Source organism: Streptomyces sp. NPDC051214 (genome assembly GCF_040682375.1).
Taxonomy (GTDB): domain Bacteria; phylum Actinomycetota; class Actinomycetes; order Streptomycetales; family Streptomycetaceae; genus Streptomyces.
This window is the reverse complement of sequence record NZ_JBFBAT010000010.1, coordinates 40306-56548: the sequence shown is the minus strand read 5'-3', so window position 1 is coordinate 56548 and position 16243 is coordinate 40306. Positions and strand designations below refer to the sequence as shown.

General features: G+C 71.1%; 15 protein-coding genes. 10 read left to right on the top strand and 5 right to left on the bottom strand.

The window, feature by feature from the left end; translation table 11 throughout:
* Window positions 1–395 precede the first annotated feature (395 nt).
* Both AB0M70_RS26020 and AB0M70_RS26015 read left to right on the top strand, forming a co-directional pair.
* Window positions 396–1061 (top strand): RNA polymerase sigma factor, encoded by a 666-nt coding sequence (locus tag AB0M70_RS26020; RefSeq protein WP_365823293.1) that lies wholly within the window; start codon window positions 396–398, stop codon window positions 1059–1061.
* The gene (locus tag AB0M70_RS26015) at window positions 1061–2125 is read left to right on the top strand and encodes a hypothetical protein (RefSeq protein ID WP_365823291.1); all 1065 of its coding nucleotides are present in this window, start codon (window positions 1061–1063) and stop codon (window positions 2123–2125) included. Before AB0M70_RS26020 ends, AB0M70_RS26015 begins: the two co-directional genes overlap by 1 nt.
* A 198-nt stretch (window positions 2126–2323) precedes the next feature.
* Here the strand turns inward: AB0M70_RS26015 and AB0M70_RS26010 are convergent, their stop codons facing one another.
* On the bottom strand, window positions 2324–3133 hold the full coding sequence (locus AB0M70_RS26010; protein WP_365823778.1) for a L,D-transpeptidase family protein: 810 nt from the start codon (window positions 3131–3133) through the stop codon (window positions 2324–2326).
* A gap of 178 nt (window positions 3134–3311) precedes the next feature.
* On the opposite strand from AB0M70_RS26010, the gene AB0M70_RS26005 reads away from it, so the two are divergent.
* Both AB0M70_RS26005 and leuE read left to right on the top strand, forming a co-directional pair.
* Window positions 3312–4892: a methylmalonyl-CoA mutase family protein gene (locus tag AB0M70_RS26005; RefSeq protein WP_365823289.1), complete on the top strand. Its 1581-nt coding sequence runs from the start codon at window positions 3312–3314 to the stop codon at window positions 4890–4892.
* 97 nt (window positions 4893–4989) lie between these two features.
* The gene (gene leuE / locus AB0M70_RS26000) at window positions 4990–5643 is read left to right on the top strand and encodes a leucine efflux protein LeuE (protein WP_365823287.1); all 654 of its coding nucleotides are present in this window, start codon (window positions 4990–4992) and stop codon (window positions 5641–5643) included.
* 48 nt (window positions 5644–5691) lie between these two features.
* On the opposite strand, the gene AB0M70_RS25995 is transcribed toward leuE, so the two are convergent.
* Window positions 5692–6156: a MarR family winged helix-turn-helix transcriptional regulator gene (locus AB0M70_RS25995; RefSeq protein WP_365823285.1), complete on the bottom strand. Its 465-nt coding sequence runs from the start codon at window positions 6154–6156 to the stop codon at window positions 5692–5694.
* Between the two features lie 75 nt (window positions 6157–6231).
* Here AB0M70_RS25995 and AB0M70_RS25990 point away from each other — a divergent pair, with 75 nt between their 5' ends.
* Window positions 6232–6390 carry a hypothetical protein gene (locus tag AB0M70_RS25990; RefSeq protein WP_365823283.1) on the top strand — a complete coding sequence of 53 codons (159 nt, stop codon included), beginning with the start codon at window positions 6232–6234 and terminating at the stop codon, window positions 6388–6390.
* On the opposite strand, the gene AB0M70_RS25985 is transcribed toward AB0M70_RS25990, so the two are convergent.
* Genes AB0M70_RS25985 through AB0M70_RS25975 form a run of 3 tightly spaced genes read right to left on the bottom strand, consistent with a single transcriptional unit; the run spans window position 6374 to window position 9839 of the window.
* Entirely contained in the window at window positions 6374–7516 is a 1143-nt protein-coding gene (locus AB0M70_RS25985; protein ID WP_365823281.1) for an acyltransferase, read from the bottom strand. The two genes, AB0M70_RS25990 and AB0M70_RS25985, sit on opposite strands and share 17 nt — an antisense overlap.
* Window positions 7513–8862: an alpha-2,8-polysialyltransferase family protein gene (locus AB0M70_RS25980; RefSeq protein ID WP_365823279.1), complete on the bottom strand. Its 1350-nt coding sequence runs from the start codon at window positions 8860–8862 to the stop codon at window positions 7513–7515. The genes AB0M70_RS25985 and AB0M70_RS25980 overlap by 4 nt, the downstream gene beginning before the upstream one ends.
* On the bottom strand, window positions 8862–9839 hold the full coding sequence (locus AB0M70_RS25975; RefSeq protein ID WP_365823277.1) for a glycosyltransferase family 2 protein: 978 nt from the start codon (window positions 9837–9839) through the stop codon (window positions 8862–8864). Before AB0M70_RS25975 ends, AB0M70_RS25980 begins: the two co-directional genes overlap by 1 nt.
* A 198-nt stretch (window positions 9840–10037) precedes the next feature.
* On the opposite strand from AB0M70_RS25975, the gene AB0M70_RS25970 reads away from it, so the two are divergent.
* The 5 genes from AB0M70_RS25970 (at window position 10038) to AB0M70_RS25950 (ending at window position 15464) form a co-directional block, all read left to right on the top strand.
* Complete coding sequence (locus AB0M70_RS25970) at window positions 10038–11375, top strand: DUF6716 putative glycosyltransferase (RefSeq protein WP_365823275.1); 1338 nt, start codon at window positions 10038–10040, stop codon at window positions 11373–11375.
* A gap of 80 nt (window positions 11376–11455) precedes the next feature.
* Window positions 11456–12742: an acylneuraminate cytidylyltransferase gene (locus AB0M70_RS25965; protein WP_365823273.1), complete on the top strand. Its 1287-nt coding sequence runs from the start codon at window positions 11456–11458 to the stop codon at window positions 12740–12742.
* Between the two features lie 14 nt (window positions 12743–12756).
* Complete coding sequence (locus AB0M70_RS25960; protein WP_365823271.1) at window positions 12757–13716, top strand: N-acetylneuraminate synthase family protein; 960 nt, start codon at window positions 12757–12759, stop codon at window positions 13714–13716.
* 55 nt (window positions 13717–13771) lie between these two features.
* A complete protein-coding gene (locus AB0M70_RS25955) occupies window positions 13772–14911 on the top strand; it encodes a hypothetical protein (protein ID WP_365823269.1) in 1140 nt (379 codons plus the stop codon).
* Between the two features lie 73 nt (window positions 14912–14984).
* On the top strand, window positions 14985–15464 hold the full coding sequence (locus AB0M70_RS25950; protein ID WP_365823267.1) for a nitroreductase family deazaflavin-dependent oxidoreductase: 480 nt from the start codon (window positions 14985–14987) through the stop codon (window positions 15462–15464).
* Window positions 15465–16243 lie beyond the last annotated feature (779 nt).

Below are 16243 nucleotides of genomic sequence, written 5' to 3'. Positions count from 1 at the left end.
GTCGCGCGGGGGGGGGGGGTGGGGTTTGCCGCCCGCCCCCCCGCCGTGGGGGGAGGGGCGCGGGGAACTGCGCGACGTTCAGCTGGATGCGGGCCCAGGGTCGAGACCCGGGGTGGCGGAGCCGCGGGGGCAAGTACCGGTAGGCCCCGCCAAGGTGAGCGGCCGGGGTCGCCACCCCCCACAGGAGAGACCCCGGCCGTCACGCGGACGGACCGCACGCGGCCCGTACTCCCTTCAGCGCCGCGCGTGCGTTTTCTGTCACACCGCGTACTGTCACGCGCTAGTTGCACGTTGTACCAAACATGGACGTGAGCCCACTTCAGCCCGTAGCGTGCTGCTTCGCGCCAGGCTGCGGGGGCAGGACCGCCGCCGGTGTAGGCGCATAGGGAGAAGTTGTGCTGGGGGACGACGCGGAACTGACCGCCGCGGTGCTTGCGGCGCAGGACGGGGACGAGACCGCGTTCCGGACTGTGTACCGCGCCGTGCACCCGCGGCTGCTCGGCTACGTACGGACGCTGGTCGGAGACCCGGACGCCGAGGACGTCGCGTCCGAGGCCTGGCTGCAGATAGCCCGTGACATCGACCGGTTCAGCGGCGACGCGGACCGGTTCCGCGGCTGGGCCGCACGCATAGCGCGCAACCGCGCCCTCGACCACATACGCATGCGGGGCCGCCGCCCGGCGATAGGCGGCGACGAGACCGAGCTGACCGGAAAACCCGGCGAGGCGGACACCGCCGACGAGGCGATGGAGTCCCTCGCCACCGGAGACGCCCTCGCCCTGATAGCCCAGCTCCCGCAGGACCAGGCGGAAGCGGTCGTGCTCCGGGTCGTCGTCGGCCTCGACGCCAAGAGCGCCGCCCAGACCCTCGGCAAGCGCCCCGGCGCGGTCCGCACCGCCGCCCACCGCGGCCTGAAGCGGCTCGCCGAACTGCTCGGCGCCGAGGGCCCGCCGAGCGAGGGCGCGCTGGACGCCGTACCGCCGCAGAGGGAGCGGCGCGGGCGCGCGGTGACATCCGCCGGTGTGACGCATTCGCGTTCGCGGGCGCAGAAGGACATGTGATGGCCGACGAGGACTACAGGTGGCTGGACCGCGACGCGGCGGAGCGTTTGCTGAGCGGTGAGTCCATCGACGGCACCGACCCTCACACCAAGGAACAGGCCGCACGGCTGGCCAAGGCCCTGGCCGCGCTCGCGGCGGACGACCGCGCGGGATCCGTCGTACCCGCCGACGTCTCCGCCGAACTCCCCGGCGAGGCCGCCGCGCTCGCCGCGTTCCGCGAGGCCCGTGGCCCCCGGGCGGCTTCTACGCGCGTGGGAGCGGGCGAAACCGTACGTATCGGTCGCTCGGCCGCGCCACCGCCCCCCGCCCGCTGGGCCCGTCCCCTGCGCTACGGCCTCGCCGCCGTGCTCGCCGGCTGCATGATCGGCGGGGTCGCCGTCGCGGCCGGTACGGGCGTGCTGCCCTCGCCGTTCGGCGACCGGGACCAGCCGGGCCCCGCGGCCTCCGCGTCCTCCGTCGCCTCGCCCGAGCCGCTCGCGTCCCCGTCCGAGGGGGCGACCAGCACCCCGGACATCGAGCCCGAGGACGTGACCACCACCCCCGAGGACCCCACGCGCGAGCCCGGCGGCAGCGCCCCGCCGCGCAGGACCGAGGACTCCGCCGGCGCCTCCAAGGGCGGCACCGCGGGCACCACGCAGCCCGGCTCCGGTGGTCCGCGCCGCGAGGACGAGGCGAAGGACTGGTACCGCAAGGTGGTCTCCGCCTGCCGCGACTACCGCAGCGGAGAACTCCAGGGCGAGAAGCGGCGCCGCCTGGAGGAGGCGGCCAAGGGATCCCAGCGGGTGACCGAGTTCTGCGGTCGCGTCCTGGACGGCTCCGGCGGCGGCGACCGCGAGAACGGCGGCGGCAGCGGTGGCAGCGGCGGCAGCGGTGGCGGGGACGACGACGGCGACAAAGGCGGCGACGGCGACAAGGGTGGCGACGGAGCACCCGGCGGCGGCAACGACCACTGGGGCAATGGCGGCAGCAAGCCCGTCCCGCCGATCGTCGGGCCCACCGTCCCGCGGCCGACGCCGACCCCCACCGCCTCCTACACCGCACAGCCCGTGCTGCCCCGCTCCTGACCTGCCGCTCACCCGCTCCTGACCTGCTCAAAGACCCCGGTCAGGGTGGGTGTGACGTTTTTTGGAGCAGTGACGCAGTAAGAAGTGAGCCGACTGGTCATCGGCCCGCGCACGAGCCAGGGGTTCCCCCCGTACCTTTGGCTCAGTGCCACCAGCGTGGGCGGGAGACGTTCCCCCGATCCCGCCCACGCTGATTAATCACTTGTAGACGACGACCTTGTCGCCCTTCCTCACCTGCGCGTACAGGCTCGCGATCTTCTGTTCGTCGCGTACGTTCACACAGCCGTGCGAAGCGCCGGTGTAGCCGGTCGCCGCGAAGTCCGTCGAGTAGTGCACGGCCTGGCCGCCGCTGAAGAACAGCGCGTACGGCATGGACGAGTCGTACAGCGTCGAGACGTGGTGGCGGGACTTCCAGTAGACGGTGAACGTGCCCTCGCGGGTGGGCGTGCCCTGCGAGCCGAAGCGCACGTCCATCGTGGAGACGGTCCGGCCGTCGATCATCCAGCTCAGCGTGCGGCTCTCCTTGCTGATGCACAGGACGCGACCCGTCAGGCAGGCCTTGGCGGGCTTCGACGGCGGGATGCCGCCCCCGGAGTAGAGCTCGTACTTCGTGGGCTCGTGCGTCATGGCGAGCAGCCGCTGCCAGGTCACCGTGTCGGTCGTGCCGGTGGCGGGCAGCCCGCGCTTCTCCTGGAACCCCTTGACCGCGGTGGTCGTGGCCTCGCCGTACGTGCCCGAGGGGTCCTCGTAGAGCCACTCGACCTCGCGGAGCCTGGCCTGCAGTTCCCGCACCTGGTCACTGCGCTGGCCCGGGGCCAGCAGGGTCTTCGGCGGCGCCTTCGGGGCCGGTTTCGGGGTCGAAGCCCGCTCCGTCCCCGGCTTCTCGGCCGGTCCGTCCTGTCCGCCGCCGCCCGCATCCGTCTTCGTGGGAGAGATCCGGATCGGCTGCGCCTTCCCGTCCGAGTCGACGGCCTGCGCCTTGCAGCCGGCCACCAGGGCGACCGTCATCACGGCTCCCACGGCTATCGCACCTTTGCGCACAATGACCCCCGGCGTCGCTGGACCGATCGACAGACTCACCGGGAGTGTTCCCAGCGAGTGACCACTCCTGCACGTTGCCGCATGCTGGTGGATGACCGCTATACCGGAGAAGTAACGAAGGATCTCTGGCAGGAGGCACAGAGCGATGGCGCGTGAGTCGGAGTCCGGACTGCCCGTCGAGCCCGTGTACGGCCCCGAGGCCCTCGACGGCTGGGATCCCGAGGTGAAGCTGGGCGCCCCCGGCGCGTATCCCTACACGCGCGGCGTCTACCCGTCGATGTACACCGGCCGCCCCTGGACGATGCGCCAGTACGCCGGGTTCGGTACGGCGGTCGAGTCGAACGCCCGCTACAAGCAGCTCATCGAGAACGGCACCACGGGCCTGTCGGTCGCCTTCGACCTGCCGACGCAGATGGGCCACGACTCGGACGCCCCGATCGCCTCGGGCGAGGTCGGCAAGGTGGGTGTCGCGATCGACTCGATCGACGACATGCGGATCCTGTTCGGCGGCATCCCGCTGGACAAGGTCTCGACCTCGATGACGATCAACGCCCCGGCCGCCCTGCTGCTCCTGATGTACCAACTGGTCGCCGAGGAACAGGGAGTTGACGCGGGCGCCCTGACCGGCACGATCCAGAACGACATCCTGAAGGAGTACATCGCCCGCGGCACGTACATCTTCCCGCCCAAGCCGTCCCTGCGCCTGGTCGCGGACATCTTCAAGTACTGCCGGGCCGAGATCCCGCGCTGGAACACCATCTCCATCTCCGGCTATCACATGGCCGAGGCGGGCGCGACGCCCGCGCAGGAGATCGCCTTCACCCTCGCCGACGGGATCGAGTACGTCCGTACGGCGGTCGCCGCGGGCATGGACGTGGACGACTTCGCGCCCCGCCTCTCCTTCTTCTTCGTGGCGCGTACGACGCTCCTGGAGGAGGTCGCCAAGTTCCGTGCCGCGCGCCGCATCTGGGCCCGCGTGATGCGCGAGGAGTTCGGCGCGAAGAACCCCAAGTCGCTGATGCTGCGCTTCCACACGCAGACGGCCGGGGTCCAGCTCACCGCCCAGCAGCCCGAGGTGAACCTGGTCCGGGTCGCGGTCCAGGGTCTTGGCGCGGTCCTGGGCGGCACCCAGTCCCTGCACACGAACTCCTTCGACGAGGCGATCGCGCTTCCGACCGACAAGAGCGCGCGCCTGGCCCTGCGCACCCAGCAGGTCCTGGCGTACGAGACGGACGTGACCGCCACGGTCGACCCGTTCGCCGGGTCGTACGTCGTCGAGAAGATGACGGACGACGTCGAGGCCGCGGCGCTCGGGCTCATGGAGCGCGTCGAGGACATGGGCGGCGCGGTGGCCGCCATCGAGAACGGCTTCCAGAAGGGCGAGATCGAGCGCAGCGCCTACCGCATCGCCCAGGAGACCGACTCCGGCGAGCGCGTCGTGGTCGGCGTCAACCGCTTCCAGCTGGACGCCGAGGAGCCCTACGAACCCCTCCGCGTCGACCCCGCCATCGAGGCCCAGCAGGCGGCCCGCCTCGCGAAGCTGCGGGCGGAGCGGGACCAGGCGGCGGTGGACGCGGCGCTGTCGTCGCTCCAGGATGCGGCCAAGGGGGAGGCCAACGTCCTCCACCCGATGAAGGACGCGCTGCGGGCGCGGGCGACGGTGGGCGAGGTGTGCGACGCGCTGCGGGAGGTGTGGGGGGCGTACGAGCCGTCGGACGTCTTCTGACGCCCGCCTGTCGTCCGGCCGACGTCACAAGAAGCGGGGTGTCCGATGTGCGGACACCTGATCCCTCATGTCGTACGCGCGTGCGACACTCCGCCCCATGCTGGGTGTCACCGATCTTCCGACCTATCTCGCGGGCCTCGCCCTGATCATTCTGCTGCCGGGGCCGAACTCGCTGTACGTGCTCTCCGTCGCCGCGCGCCGCGGCGTACGCACCGGCTATACCGCCGCCGCGGGCGTCTGGTGCGGTGACACTGTCCTAATGACGCTGTCCGCGGCCGGTGTGGCCTCGCTGCTGCAGGCCAACGCGCTGCTCTTCGGGATCGTGAAGTACGCCGGTGCCGGCTATCTGACCTGGCTCGCGATCGGGATGCTGCGGGCGGCCTGGGGGCTGTGGCGGGAACGGCGGCAGCCGGTGACCGAGACCGGCGCCGAGGCTCAGGAAGGCGCCGCCGAGCGGCCGTTCCGCAGGGCTCTGGTGATCAGCCTGCTGAATCCGAAGGCCATCCTCTTCTTCATCGCCTTCTTCGTTCAGTTCGTCGATCCGGGCTACGCCTACCCCGCGCTGTCCTTCCTCGTGCTCGGCGCCCTCGCCCAGCTCGCGAGCGTCCTCTACCTCACCGCCCTGATATTCAGCGGCACCAAGCTGTCGGCCGCCTTCCGCCGCCGCAAGCGGCTCTCGGCGGGGGCCACTTCGGCGGCGGGCGCGCTGTTCCTCGGTTTCGCGGCGAAGCTGTCGCTCGCCAGTGGGTGAGTGCTGAGAGCGGGTGAGTGCTGAGAGTCGGCCACCACCGGGCAGCGCTCAGTGGTGCCAGGCCGCCCCTCCTACGTTGTGGATCATGCGCTGGAGGACCTTGAGGGTACGGATGTACTCCTCGTCCGGGATGCCCGCGTGGATCTCCGCGCGCAGCTTCTGCTGGCGCACGGCGGCGCTTTCCCGCACGGCGCGGCCCTCGTCGGTGATGCGGATGCGGCCGTCGGCGTCCTCGGCCAGGAGGCCCCGGTCGCGCAGGGCGTCGATGTCGTGGTCCAGCTTGCCGTCGCCGACGTCGAGGTAGCCGCGCAGGATTCCCACGACCTCCGCACGCTCGCGGTCGTCGCACGTGAGCAGTTGGTTCAGGATCCACCACTGGGGCTGGGTGAGCCCGGCCTCGGCCAGCATGGTCCGGATGTGGTGGACGACGGCGTCGCCCGTGGCCGAAGCCCAGTAGCCGATGGGCTGGTTGATGAGGTCTTCGTCGCTGTGGGAGTACGTGAAAGTGTCCATGCCCAGAACGTAGAACCTCAAGTTTGATTGAGGTCAAGTGTCTGATCGAGGCCACGTGTCCGTAGTCTTGCCCCCATGGATGAAGGCGAGACGTTGGAGCGGCTGGTCCAGGAGTTGGTGGACGCCATCGGGGAGGCCGGGGCAGCCATGGACGAGGCCGTGGAGGTGGCCCGCGCGGTGTCGGCGGACGGCTCCGCCGACACCGATGCGGACGGAGTCACTTCCGGGTCATGAGCCCGTTGCGGATCAGCGGCGTGAGCCGCTCCTCCACGAAACGGTTAAGCAGCCAGGCGAGCAGCAGCATCGCCGCGACGGTCAGACCGAGCGTCGCGTACGAGGGAAGCCCGAGCCCCCGGTGCAGCGCGCCCACCGTCACCCAGCCCAGGTGCTCGTGCACCAGGTAGAACGGGTACGTCAGGGCGCCCGCCACCGTCAGCCACTTCCAGTCGGCCCGGTGCAGTGCGCCGAGCGCGATGAGCAGGACCGCGGCGAAGCCCGCCGTCACGACCGCGATGATGCCGAAGGACGTGCGGTAGGAGAAGAAGTCCGGGTTCGGCGCGTGCCAGAGGCGGTCCACCGCGTAGTGCTGGCCGATCAGCCAGCTCACCCCCACGATGCCCCACGCCGTCAGGTCCTTGCGGTCCCGGTGGACGAGGTAGATGCCGATGCCGCCGATGAAGAAGGGGGCGTACTCGGGCATGAGGACGAGGTCGAGCAGCGGTTCGTCCGCGCCCTCGGCGATGACCGCGGCCAGTGTCCACACCGCGCAGAACAGGATGACGCGGGCCCGGTTCGCGCCCGGCATGACGACGAAGAGCGCGAAGAGGGCGTAGAAGCGCAGCTCGGCCCAGAGCGTCCAGCAGACCCCGAGCACCCGGTCCACGCCCAGCGGTTGCTGCAGCATCGTCAGGTTCACCAGGGCGTCGCTCGGCGCGACCGCGTCGTACGCCACGACGGGCAGCGCGAAGACCGCCGTCACCAGCACGATGGCGGCCCAGTACGAGGGAAAGAGCCGCGAGACGCGTGAGGCGAAGAACGCGCGCAGCGGTCGGCCCCAGCCGCTCATGCAGATCACGAAGCCGCTGATCACGAAGAAGATCTGGACGCCGAGGCAGCCGTACGCGAACCAGCTGTGCGCCGTGGGGAACTGCAGCTGTGGTGAGCTGCCCCAGGCCTCGCTGATCTCGCCGTCACGTCCGCCGTAGTGGTAGGCGGCGACCATCAGGGCCGCGATGAGCCGCAGCCCGTCCAGGGCCCTGAGGCGGGGGCGGGCGCGCCGGACGGCGGGGGTCGTGATCGTGAGCGCGAGAGCGTCCGCCCCCGAGGATTCCTTCGGGAGCGTGGTTCCGGGAGAGGTCATCCGAGTGCGGTCCGCTTGATGGTGCGCTGGACCGAGCGGGCGCGGCGCGCGACCCGGCGTACGGCCGCGTTGCGCGGGATGAACGAGAGCTGCGTGGGCAGCGCTCCGGGCAGGGCGAGGGCCGTGAGGCGGCGCCGCTTGAAGTAGCGCCAGGTGTGCGGGGTCAGGTGCGTCGAGAGGTACCGCTCGGCGGCCTGGCGGCGGCGCGGGTAGATCTGCGGCTGCATGGCGAAGCCGACGGCGACGAGCAGCTCGCCCAGGTCGGCGACCGGCATGCCGGGCTGCCGTCCGGTGACGGCGCCCTTGTCGGCGAGGTCGGGGATCAGCGCGTCCACGATGGTGACCGGGACGCGGTTGCTGTTCTGGTAGGGCGCGAGCCGCTCCAGAAGGGTCTCCGTGCCGGTGCGGGCGACCGGCAGGCCGTACAGCGCGGACGCCGTGAGCAGCGCGGTCGAGAAGCAGCCGATGACGAGCGCGGGGCGCATCCGCTGGTACAGGACCTCGGCGAGGACCGGCGAGTCGAGGACGGTCAGCTCCACGCCGATCGCCTCCGCCTCCTTCTCGAGCATGCGCGACCAGCGGGCCGGGGCCGTCGGATGCGGCTTGAACACCACGCGCGTGTGGCCGAGTTCGGCGGCGCCGCGCACCATGCGGACGTGCAGCTCCTCCTCTTCCTCGGCGGTCAGGATGCCGAGGGCGGAGAGGTACTGGCCGAGGAGCAGGGCGGGTTCGGCGATGTCCGGTACATCCGACTCGCCGTCGGCCAGGCGGTCGAGCACCTTCACGAAGGCCTCGGTCGGCACGATCTCCGGCTCGACGTCGAACTCGGTCAGGAGCAGCGGGGTCAGGCCCGGCACCAGGTCCAGGTGGAGCAGGCGGCGCACGCGCGTGCCGACCAGCGGGTCGATCTTGTTGCGGGTCGGGCCGTAGCTCATCAGGCCGTCCGCATAGACGTCCACGGGCGCGCCCGTGAAGATCTGCGTCAGGGCCAGGGCCGGGTTGACCTGGATCGACTCGACGGCCAGCTCGATGGCGTCGTCACCGAGATCCCACAGGAGCCGGATGTACCGCTCCCACAGAGGGATGTCGTCAGCCCGCGGGGCCCAACCGCCCGGGTGGAAGGGGGAGATGGCCTCGTTCCAGGACCGTACGTCGTCGAACCGGTCCCGCAGGCGATCGAAACCCGGCATCTCGTACACGGCGACGGTCGTCTCCGGCGTCGCCGCGTTGTTGCTGACCAGGAGAATCCGCCGGTCGGCGGGACCGAAGCGGTCGGCGTCGATCGCGGCGGCCAGCGTGGCGGTGCCGTACAGCGTGGACGCGAGGAAGATCTGCGTCGTCGCCATTACGCGGCCACCTCCGCCGACACCGGACGCCGACGAAGGCGGCGAAGGCGGGTCGCCCGCTGTATGTCCATGGAGTCGAGGGCGTCGTCGAGAACGCCCTGCGGCATCCGCTTCAGGGCGGCCGCACTCAGTGACTTCAATTTCCGCGCCACTTGTGGCTCGAACCTTTCGATGGATCCCAGATGGTGGGAAATGATCGCGCAGTAAGTACGGACTGCCTTCGGCAGGAGTTTGTCCGCGTCCCGGTCCGCCGCGGTTTCACGTACCACCTGGTCGAATGCCCGAATGAAATCGAGCTGCCGTACGTCGCCGATCTGTGTCAGTGACGAGGCGACCCCGCGCCGGTAGAACACGCCGAGCAGACCCACCGCCGCGAAGGATTCCGCCTCGCGGTGCAGGCGCCAGATCCACGGCCGGTCCTCCGCGGTGCGCAGACCGTCCGTGAAGTGCAGCAGGCCCTGGTCGGCGAGGCGCCGGTGGTAGATGCCCGCCCAGGCGTACGCGTAGTCGACGGACGTCGACCGGTCGGCGGGCAGGATGACGTCCCGCGGCGGCATGACGACACCGCGTCTGCCGTGCGGGACACGGTGGATGCTGCGGGCCCGAGCGGTGCACTGCACATGGTCGGTACGCACGAAGTCGCAGCCCAACTGCTCGATGGCGGCGACGAGTTGCGCGTAATAACCAGGGGCGAGCCAGTCGTCACCGTCCAGGAAGGTGAGGTACTCGCCGCGCGCCGCGTCAAGGCCCGTGTTGCGGGCGGTCGCCAGACCGCCGTTCGTCTCATGGCGGAGATGGACGGCACCGGGCAGCTCGCGCGCGGCACGCTCCAGGATCTCTGGAGTCTCGTCCTTCGAACAGTCGTCGACGAGAATGAATTCGAAGTCTTCGCGTGCGTTCGCCCGCAGACTCCTCAAGGTGTCGGGCGCGTATTGCTGCACGTTGTAGAACGGCACGATGACGGAGAGCTTAACCACGTGGGTGACGTTAGGTGTCGGCCCGGCATTCGTCTTGGCCGAAGGTGAGATGCCAGGTGAACGACGCATGGCGGAATGGTTAACCCGCCTGCCGGCCGGTCTTTTCCGGGGCCGATTCGCCATTCGTCGGCGTGCTGTTAACCGTTTGTTGCATCTGAGTTGGGCCGCCCATCGGAATGCCTTCCTAGCGTCTTGGCTGTGCCAGCAAGCAACAGCGGGACGACACGGATCACCGTGCTCGCCGACTCCGACACTCGGTGGAAATGGGGCGCGCTCACCGCGAGCCGCCTCGCCGGCGAGGGAGCGGATTCGGGTGAGGCAGCGGACATGCGCCTCGACGGACGCCTCCTTCGTGGCAGGGCCACGCCCACCGTCCGTCAGCTCGAAGAGGTCGGGGTGCGCGCGGACTCGCTCCGTGAGGTCACCGCGGTCGAATTCCTGCGTGAGGTGGAGCGCGACGCGCCCGATGTGATCGTGCTCGCCCTGGTGGGCGGCGCGGTCCAGGCGGTGCTGCACGGGCTCGCCCGTACAGCTGTCTCCTTGGAGCGGCGCCCCGTCGTCGTCACCGGCTACGTCGGCGTCGTCTACGAGAAGCTCGCCGACGGTCTGCTCCTGCGCCACGGCGCGGACGTCGTCCTCGCCAACTCCCGGCAGGACGCGGAGCGTTTCCGCGCCGTGTACGAGGGGGTCGGCGCCGACGCGTCGGGCGTCGTGGAGAGCGCGCTGCCGTTCCTCGGCGGCGCGGCGTACCTCGAGAAGGGCCAGAAGCACGACCCGTACACGGTCGTCTTCGCCGCGCAGCCCTCCGTGCCCGACAGCCGCGCACACCGCACGTACCTGCTGCGCCGCATGGTCCAGCACGCACGCCTCCACCCGGACCGCGAGGTCCTGATCAAGCTGCGCAGCAAGCCCGGCGAGCACACCACGCACATCGAGGAACTGCCCTACCAGAAGCTCGCCAAGGGCGAGGACCTGCCGCCCAACTGCCGCCTCGTGTACGGGAACATGGGCGAGGTCCTCGACCGCACCGACCTGCTCGTCACGGTCAGCTCCACCGCCGCGCTCGAATCCCTGCACCGCCGCATCCCCACCGCGGTCCTCACCGACCTCGGGGTGCGCGAGGCGCTCGGCAACCACCACTTCATCGGCTCCGGATGCCTGGCGTCCTGGGACGAGATCGACGCCGGGCACAGCCCCGAGGCCGCTCCGGAGTGGGTCGCGCGGCAGGGCGTCGCGCCCGACGGGACGTACGCCACGGCGTTCGACGCGGCACGTGAGCGGGTCTCCAGCCTCCTCGCGCAGGACCGGCTGCCGCCCATCGCCCCGTACTACAGCCTCACCACCGCCCCCGGATACCTCCCCGGCATCCTGGCCCGCCACCACCTCGGCCCGGACGGCGCCCCGCTGCCCGGCGCGCCCGCCGCGGACCGCGAGCCCGGCCCCGTGCGCCAGGCCGTCCGCAGCGCGGCACGCGGCGCCTACCGGCACGGCGTGCAGCGCGTGGCCCCCGTCATCCGGCGGATGGGCGAGCTGTGAACCGCGATCGAGCTGTGAACCGCGATCGAGCCGCGGACCCAGGGCGTGCCGTGATACCCCACCCCTCTCAAGGAGCCCCCATGTCTCTCCCCGCCCCAGGGAGCGCGCCCGTACGCCGCGTCCTGGCCGTCATCCCGGCCCGCGGCGGCTCCAAGGGCGTGCCCGCCAAGAACCTCGCCCCGGTCGGCGGTGTGCCCCTGGTGGCGCGCGCCATCCGCGAGTGCCTGGCCGCGCGGCTCGTCACGGACGTCGTCGTCTCCACGGACGACCACGTGATCGCCGAGGCCGCGCGCTCGGCCGGCGCCGAGGTGGTCCTGCGGCCCGCGGCGATCGCGGGGGACACCGCGACCAGCGAGGCCGCGGTCCTGCACGCCATGGACGCCCACGAGGCGCTGCACTCCGTCGCGGTGGACGTCGTCCTGCTCGTGCAGTGCACCAGCCCCTTCATCGTCCGCGAGGACGTCGACGGCGTGGTCGGCTCGATCATCGACGGCGGCGCGGACACCGCCCTGACCGTCGCGCCCTTCCACGGCTTCGTCTGGCGGGACGCCGACGACGAGCCCAAGGCCCTGGACGCGCGCCGCACCGGCGAGGTGGGCGGCACCACGAAGGTCGCCACGGCCACCGCCACGGACGGCGGCTACGGCATCAACCACGACAAGTCCTTCCGCCCGCGCCGCCAGGACCGCCCCCAGGACCTCCTGGAGACGGGCGCGGTCTACGCCATGGACGTGGCCGGCTTCCGCGAGCACAAGCACCGCTTCTTCGGGCGCACCGAACTGGTCCGCACCGACCCGGCGCGCGTCCTGGAGATCGACGACCCGCACGACCTGGCCCGCGCCAGGGCGCTCGCGCCGCTCTTCGACTCCGGCCGGGCCGACGCCCTTCCGACCCGCGACGACATCGACGCGGTCGTACTCGACTTCGACGGCACCCAGACGGACGACAGGGTGCTGATCGACTCCGAAGGACGGGAGTTCGTCTCCGTGCACCGCGGGGACGGCCTCGGCATCGCCGCCCTGCGTGACGCGGGCATCCCGCTGCTGATCCTGTCCACGGAACAGAACCCGGTCGTCGCCGCGCGGGCCCGGAAGCTGCGGCTTCCCGTCCTGCACGGCATCGACCGCAAGGACCTCGCACTCAAGCAGTGGTGCGAGGAGCAGGGCATCGCTCCCGAGCGCGTGCTCTACGTCGGCAACGACGTCAATGACCTCCCGTGCTTCGGCCTTGTCGGCTGGCCCGTGGCGGTCGCGAGCGCCCACGACGTCGTGCGCGGCGCCGCACGCGCGGTCACCGCTCTCCCCGGTGGTGACGGCGCGATCCGAGAGATCGCCGCATGGATCCTCGGCCCCTCCCTCAACAAGTAAGGAACGTTCCTGCCATGAGCTCTACGATCTCCAACTCCCGTCTGCGCAGCTTCGGTTCGAAGACGGCCGGACCCGGTCAGCCCGTGTACATCACCGGTGAGATCGGCATCAACCACAACGGCGAGCTGGACAACGCCCTCGCCCTGATCGACGTGGCCGCCGACGCCGGCTGCGACGCGGTCAAGTTCCAGAAGCGCACCCCGGAGATCTGCACCCCGCGCGACCAGTGGGACATCGAGCGCGACACCCCCTGGGGCCGGATGACGTACATCGACTACCGCCACCGCGTGGAGTTCGGCGAGTCCGAGTACCGCGCGATCAGCGACCACTGCGCCAAGCGCGGCATCGACTGGTTCGCTTCCCCGTGGGACACCGAGGCCGTCGCCTTCCTGGAGAAGTTCGACCTCCCGGCCCACAAGGTCGCGTCCGCTTCTTTGACGGACGACGAGCTGCTCCGAGCCCTGCGCGCCACGGGCCGCACGGTCATCCTCTCCACGGGCATGTCGACCCCGAAGCAGATCCGCCACGCGGTCGAGGTCCTCGGCTCGGACAACATCCTGATGTGCCACGCCACGTCGACGTACCCGGCGCAGGCCGAGGAGCTGAACCTCCGCGTCATCAACACCCTCCAGCAGGAGTACCCGAACGTCCCGATCGGCTACTCCGGCCACGAGACGGGCCTGCAGACCACGCTCGCCGCGGTCGCCCTCGGCGCCGCCTTCGTGGAGCGCCACATCACCCTCGACCGCGCCATGTGGGGCTCGGACCAGGCCGCGTCGGTGGAGCCCCAGGGTCTGACGCGCCTCGTCCGGGACATCCGCACCATCGAGGCCTCCCTCGGTGACGGCGTCAAGAAGGTCTACGAGTCGGAGCTCGGCCCGATGAAGAAGCTGCGCCGCGTCACGGGCGTCGTCGCCGAGGCGGACGCGGCCGAGGCGGCCGACGCGGCCGAGCGTGAGCCGGTCTCGGTCTGAGCGCGCAGCCGCTCTCACCGGGATTCCCCCAAGGACAGGACACGGTCATACGACGATGAGCCCCCGAACCGGGCCGACGGCCCCCACCGCTGCGGCGCCCACCACCCTGGCGTTCGTAGAGAGCCCTGTGCAGCTCCTCAACGTCCTCGAGTGGGCGCATTCGGCGGGGGCGATCGGCCCGGCCGGCCCGGTCTTCCCGGCCCGTCCGGCCGGGGGGCTCACCGTCGTCGTCCTCTCCCCGAACGACCCCATGACCCGCGGCCAGCTGCGCCGCATGGCCCAACTGGCCCGTGACGAGGGCCTGAACGTCCGCTGGGAGGAGGCGCGCGGCGGCGCGGCTGCTCCCTTCCAGACGATCGGCGGCCTGGCGGGCGCGCTGCGGGCGGCGGACCGCATCGTGATCGGCGACCCGTTCTCGCGCTACGTGCAACTGCTCCTGACGATCACGCGGGCCCGCTCGCTGGTGGTCGTGGACGACGGCACCGCCACGATGGAGTTCATCTCCCAACTGGCGGCCGGTGAGCGCCTGGTGCGCTGGCACCGGCGCGGCGGCCGCCCCGGCCTGCGGGACCTGGCCTTCGCCCCGGTCTCGTCCTCCGCCCGCCGCCGCCTGACGCCCGGCGGCAAGCGGACGGTGGAGGTCTTCTCCTCCATGCCGATCGAGTCGGCGCCTGACGGTGTCGTCGTCACGGCCAACACCTTCGCTTGGACGCGGGACCGCTTCGGCCCGCCGCGGGTGTCGAAGGGCGCGGACCTGGTGGGTACGTCGCTCGTGGAGACGGGCGTGGTGGACCTCGATCGTTACGTGGAAGCGGTCCGCACCCTGTCCGCCGCCCACGGCGCGACGCGCTACTTCGCCCACCGCCGCGAAAGCTCGGAGAAGCTCCACCGCTTGGCGGTGGAGACCGGCCTCCAGGTGGTCCGCCCGGACCTCCCGTTGGAGCTGATCGCCCGCCGGGGCCCGATCGGCCGAACGATCCTGAGCTTCCCGTCAACGGTGGTCCACACCCTCCCCCTGGCCCTGGCGGGCACGGAGGTCCGGGTCGCGGTCTGCGACATCGACCCGGCCTGGCTCACGGAGAACGCCTCACCCAGGGCTCAGGGCTTCTTGTCCGGCGTAACGGGAACGGCGAGGGACGTACATCGCCTGGCGTCGGTGGGTTCGCCGGTACGGGGGGTAGCGGCTACGGCGTGACGGCGCCCTTGACGACCGCGATAGGGGCGACACACGCTGCGAGCGGTACTGCCCGGTCGCCGAGGTGATGGAGATGGTGACGATGACGATGGAGCCGCTCGAGGGTGAGTACGGGCCGAGTCCGGCCCGGTGGGTGCGCGAACAGGTCGAGCTGTACGAGCGTTCGGGCGGCACGGAAGGGGGGACGCTGTGGGACACGGGTTTGCCGGTGGTGATCCTCACGATGCGGGGCGCGAAGAGCGGCAAGATCCGTAAGGTTCCGCTGATGCGGGTGGAGCATGAGGGGCGGTACGCGGCCGTGGCCTCGAAGGGCGGGTTCCCGCGCCACCCGGTCTGGTACTTCAACCTCAAGTCCGACCCGCGCCTGGAACTCCAGGACGGGTCGGAGCGCTGGAGCATGACGGCTCGCGAGGTGACCGGGGCCGAGAAGGCGGAGTGGTGGGACCGAGCGGTATCCGCGTACCCGCCGTACGCGGAGTACCAGGAGAAGACCGCCCGGGTGATCCCGGTCTTGGTACTGGAACACACATCGGAGGCCCGCCCCGCGCGGTGAGCGTTACGGGGGCTTCGGTGGTCCGGTGGCTTTGAGGGGCGCCGGGGCCATCCGGTATCGCGAGGTTGGCGGTTACGGACCGGGAGTCAAGGGCGCTCCTACGTCGCGTCGGCTGCGCCGATTCCGCTGCGCTCCACCCTTGACACCCGCCCCTCCACCGCGCGAGGGAAGACAACCGGACGGCCCCAGGGGCGGGACTCTCGGAGACTCCCGTGGGGCGGTTCGGCTTTTCCGCCGGGTGCGGACTGGTTCGTCGCAGGGCACCCGGCGGTGGAGAGGTGCGCGGCCGGTTCGAAGATGGCTCCCGCTCTCGTCAAGCGGGTGCGGGCTAGTTCGTCGGGGGCGACCGGTGGGGGACGGGGTGCGCGAGCGGTTCGGGGATGGGCGACGGTTTCGTCAAGCGGCTGCGGACTGGTCCGTCGGGGGCACTCGGCAGTGGGCAGTGTGCGCGAGCGGTTCGGGGCTGGCTCCCGGTCTCGTCAAGCGGGTGCGAACTGGTTCTTCCGGGGCGAACGGCAGCTGGCAGAGCGCAGACGCGGGCAAGCGGGGGCGCTTTGGCGGCGGTGCGGGTGTCGTGCCGGGTGCGGACTGGTTCTTCCGGGGCGGACGTCGCGGGAAGAGGTGGGGGAGGGCCGGCGGCTGCGCGCGGTTCGGGGGTGGCTCGCTCGGGGGCGGGGCCTGCCTAGGTGGGGATGGGCGGGGTGCGGTGGGGGGTCTGGCACCTAATTCGCAGAAGGCGCATTGACCAACTCGCGCGCCCCCCAACTGCCCGAACACAA

What these genes read in the sequence shown, in the direction of transcription:
- AB0M70_RS26015 (WP_365823291.1), top strand. Translation starts at nt 1,061, where the DNA reads ATGGCCGACGAGGACTACAGGTGGCTGGACCGCGACGCGGCGGAGCGT.
- AB0M70_RS26010 (WP_365823778.1), bottom strand. Translation starts at nt 3,133, where the DNA reads ATGACGGTCGCCCTGGTGGCCGGCTGCAAGGCGCAGGCCGTCGACTCG.
- AB0M70_RS26005 (WP_365823289.1), top strand. Translation starts at nt 3,312, where the DNA reads ATGGCGCGTGAGTCGGAGTCCGGACTGCCCGTCGAGCCCGTGTACGGC.
- leuE (WP_365823287.1), top strand. Translation starts at nt 4,990, where the DNA reads ATGCTGGGTGTCACCGATCTTCCGACCTATCTCGCGGGCCTCGCCCTG.
- AB0M70_RS25995 (WP_365823285.1), bottom strand. Translation starts at nt 6,156, where the DNA reads ATGGACACTTTCACGTACTCCCACAGCGACGAAGACCTCATCAACCAG.
- AB0M70_RS25990 (WP_365823283.1), top strand. Translation starts at nt 6,232, where the DNA reads ATGGATGAAGGCGAGACGTTGGAGCGGCTGGTCCAGGAGTTGGTGGAC.
- AB0M70_RS25985 (WP_365823281.1), bottom strand. Translation starts at nt 7,516, where the DNA reads ATGACCTCTCCCGGAACCACGCTCCCGAAGGAATCCTCGGGGGCGGAC.
- AB0M70_RS25980 (WP_365823279.1), bottom strand. Translation starts at nt 8,862, where the DNA reads ATGGCGACGACGCAGATCTTCCTCGCGTCCACGCTGTACGGCACCGCC.
- AB0M70_RS25965 (WP_365823273.1), top strand. Translation starts at nt 11,456, where the DNA reads ATGTCTCTCCCCGCCCCAGGGAGCGCGCCCGTACGCCGCGTCCTGGCC.
- AB0M70_RS25960 (WP_365823271.1), top strand. Translation starts at nt 12,757, where the DNA reads ATGAGCTCTACGATCTCCAACTCCCGTCTGCGCAGCTTCGGTTCGAAG.
- AB0M70_RS25955 (WP_365823269.1), top strand. Translation starts at nt 13,772, where the DNA reads ATGAGCCCCCGAACCGGGCCGACGGCCCCCACCGCTGCGGCGCCCACC.
- AB0M70_RS25950 (WP_365823267.1), top strand. Translation starts at nt 14,985, where the DNA reads ATGGTGACGATGACGATGGAGCCGCTCGAGGGTGAGTACGGGCCGAGT.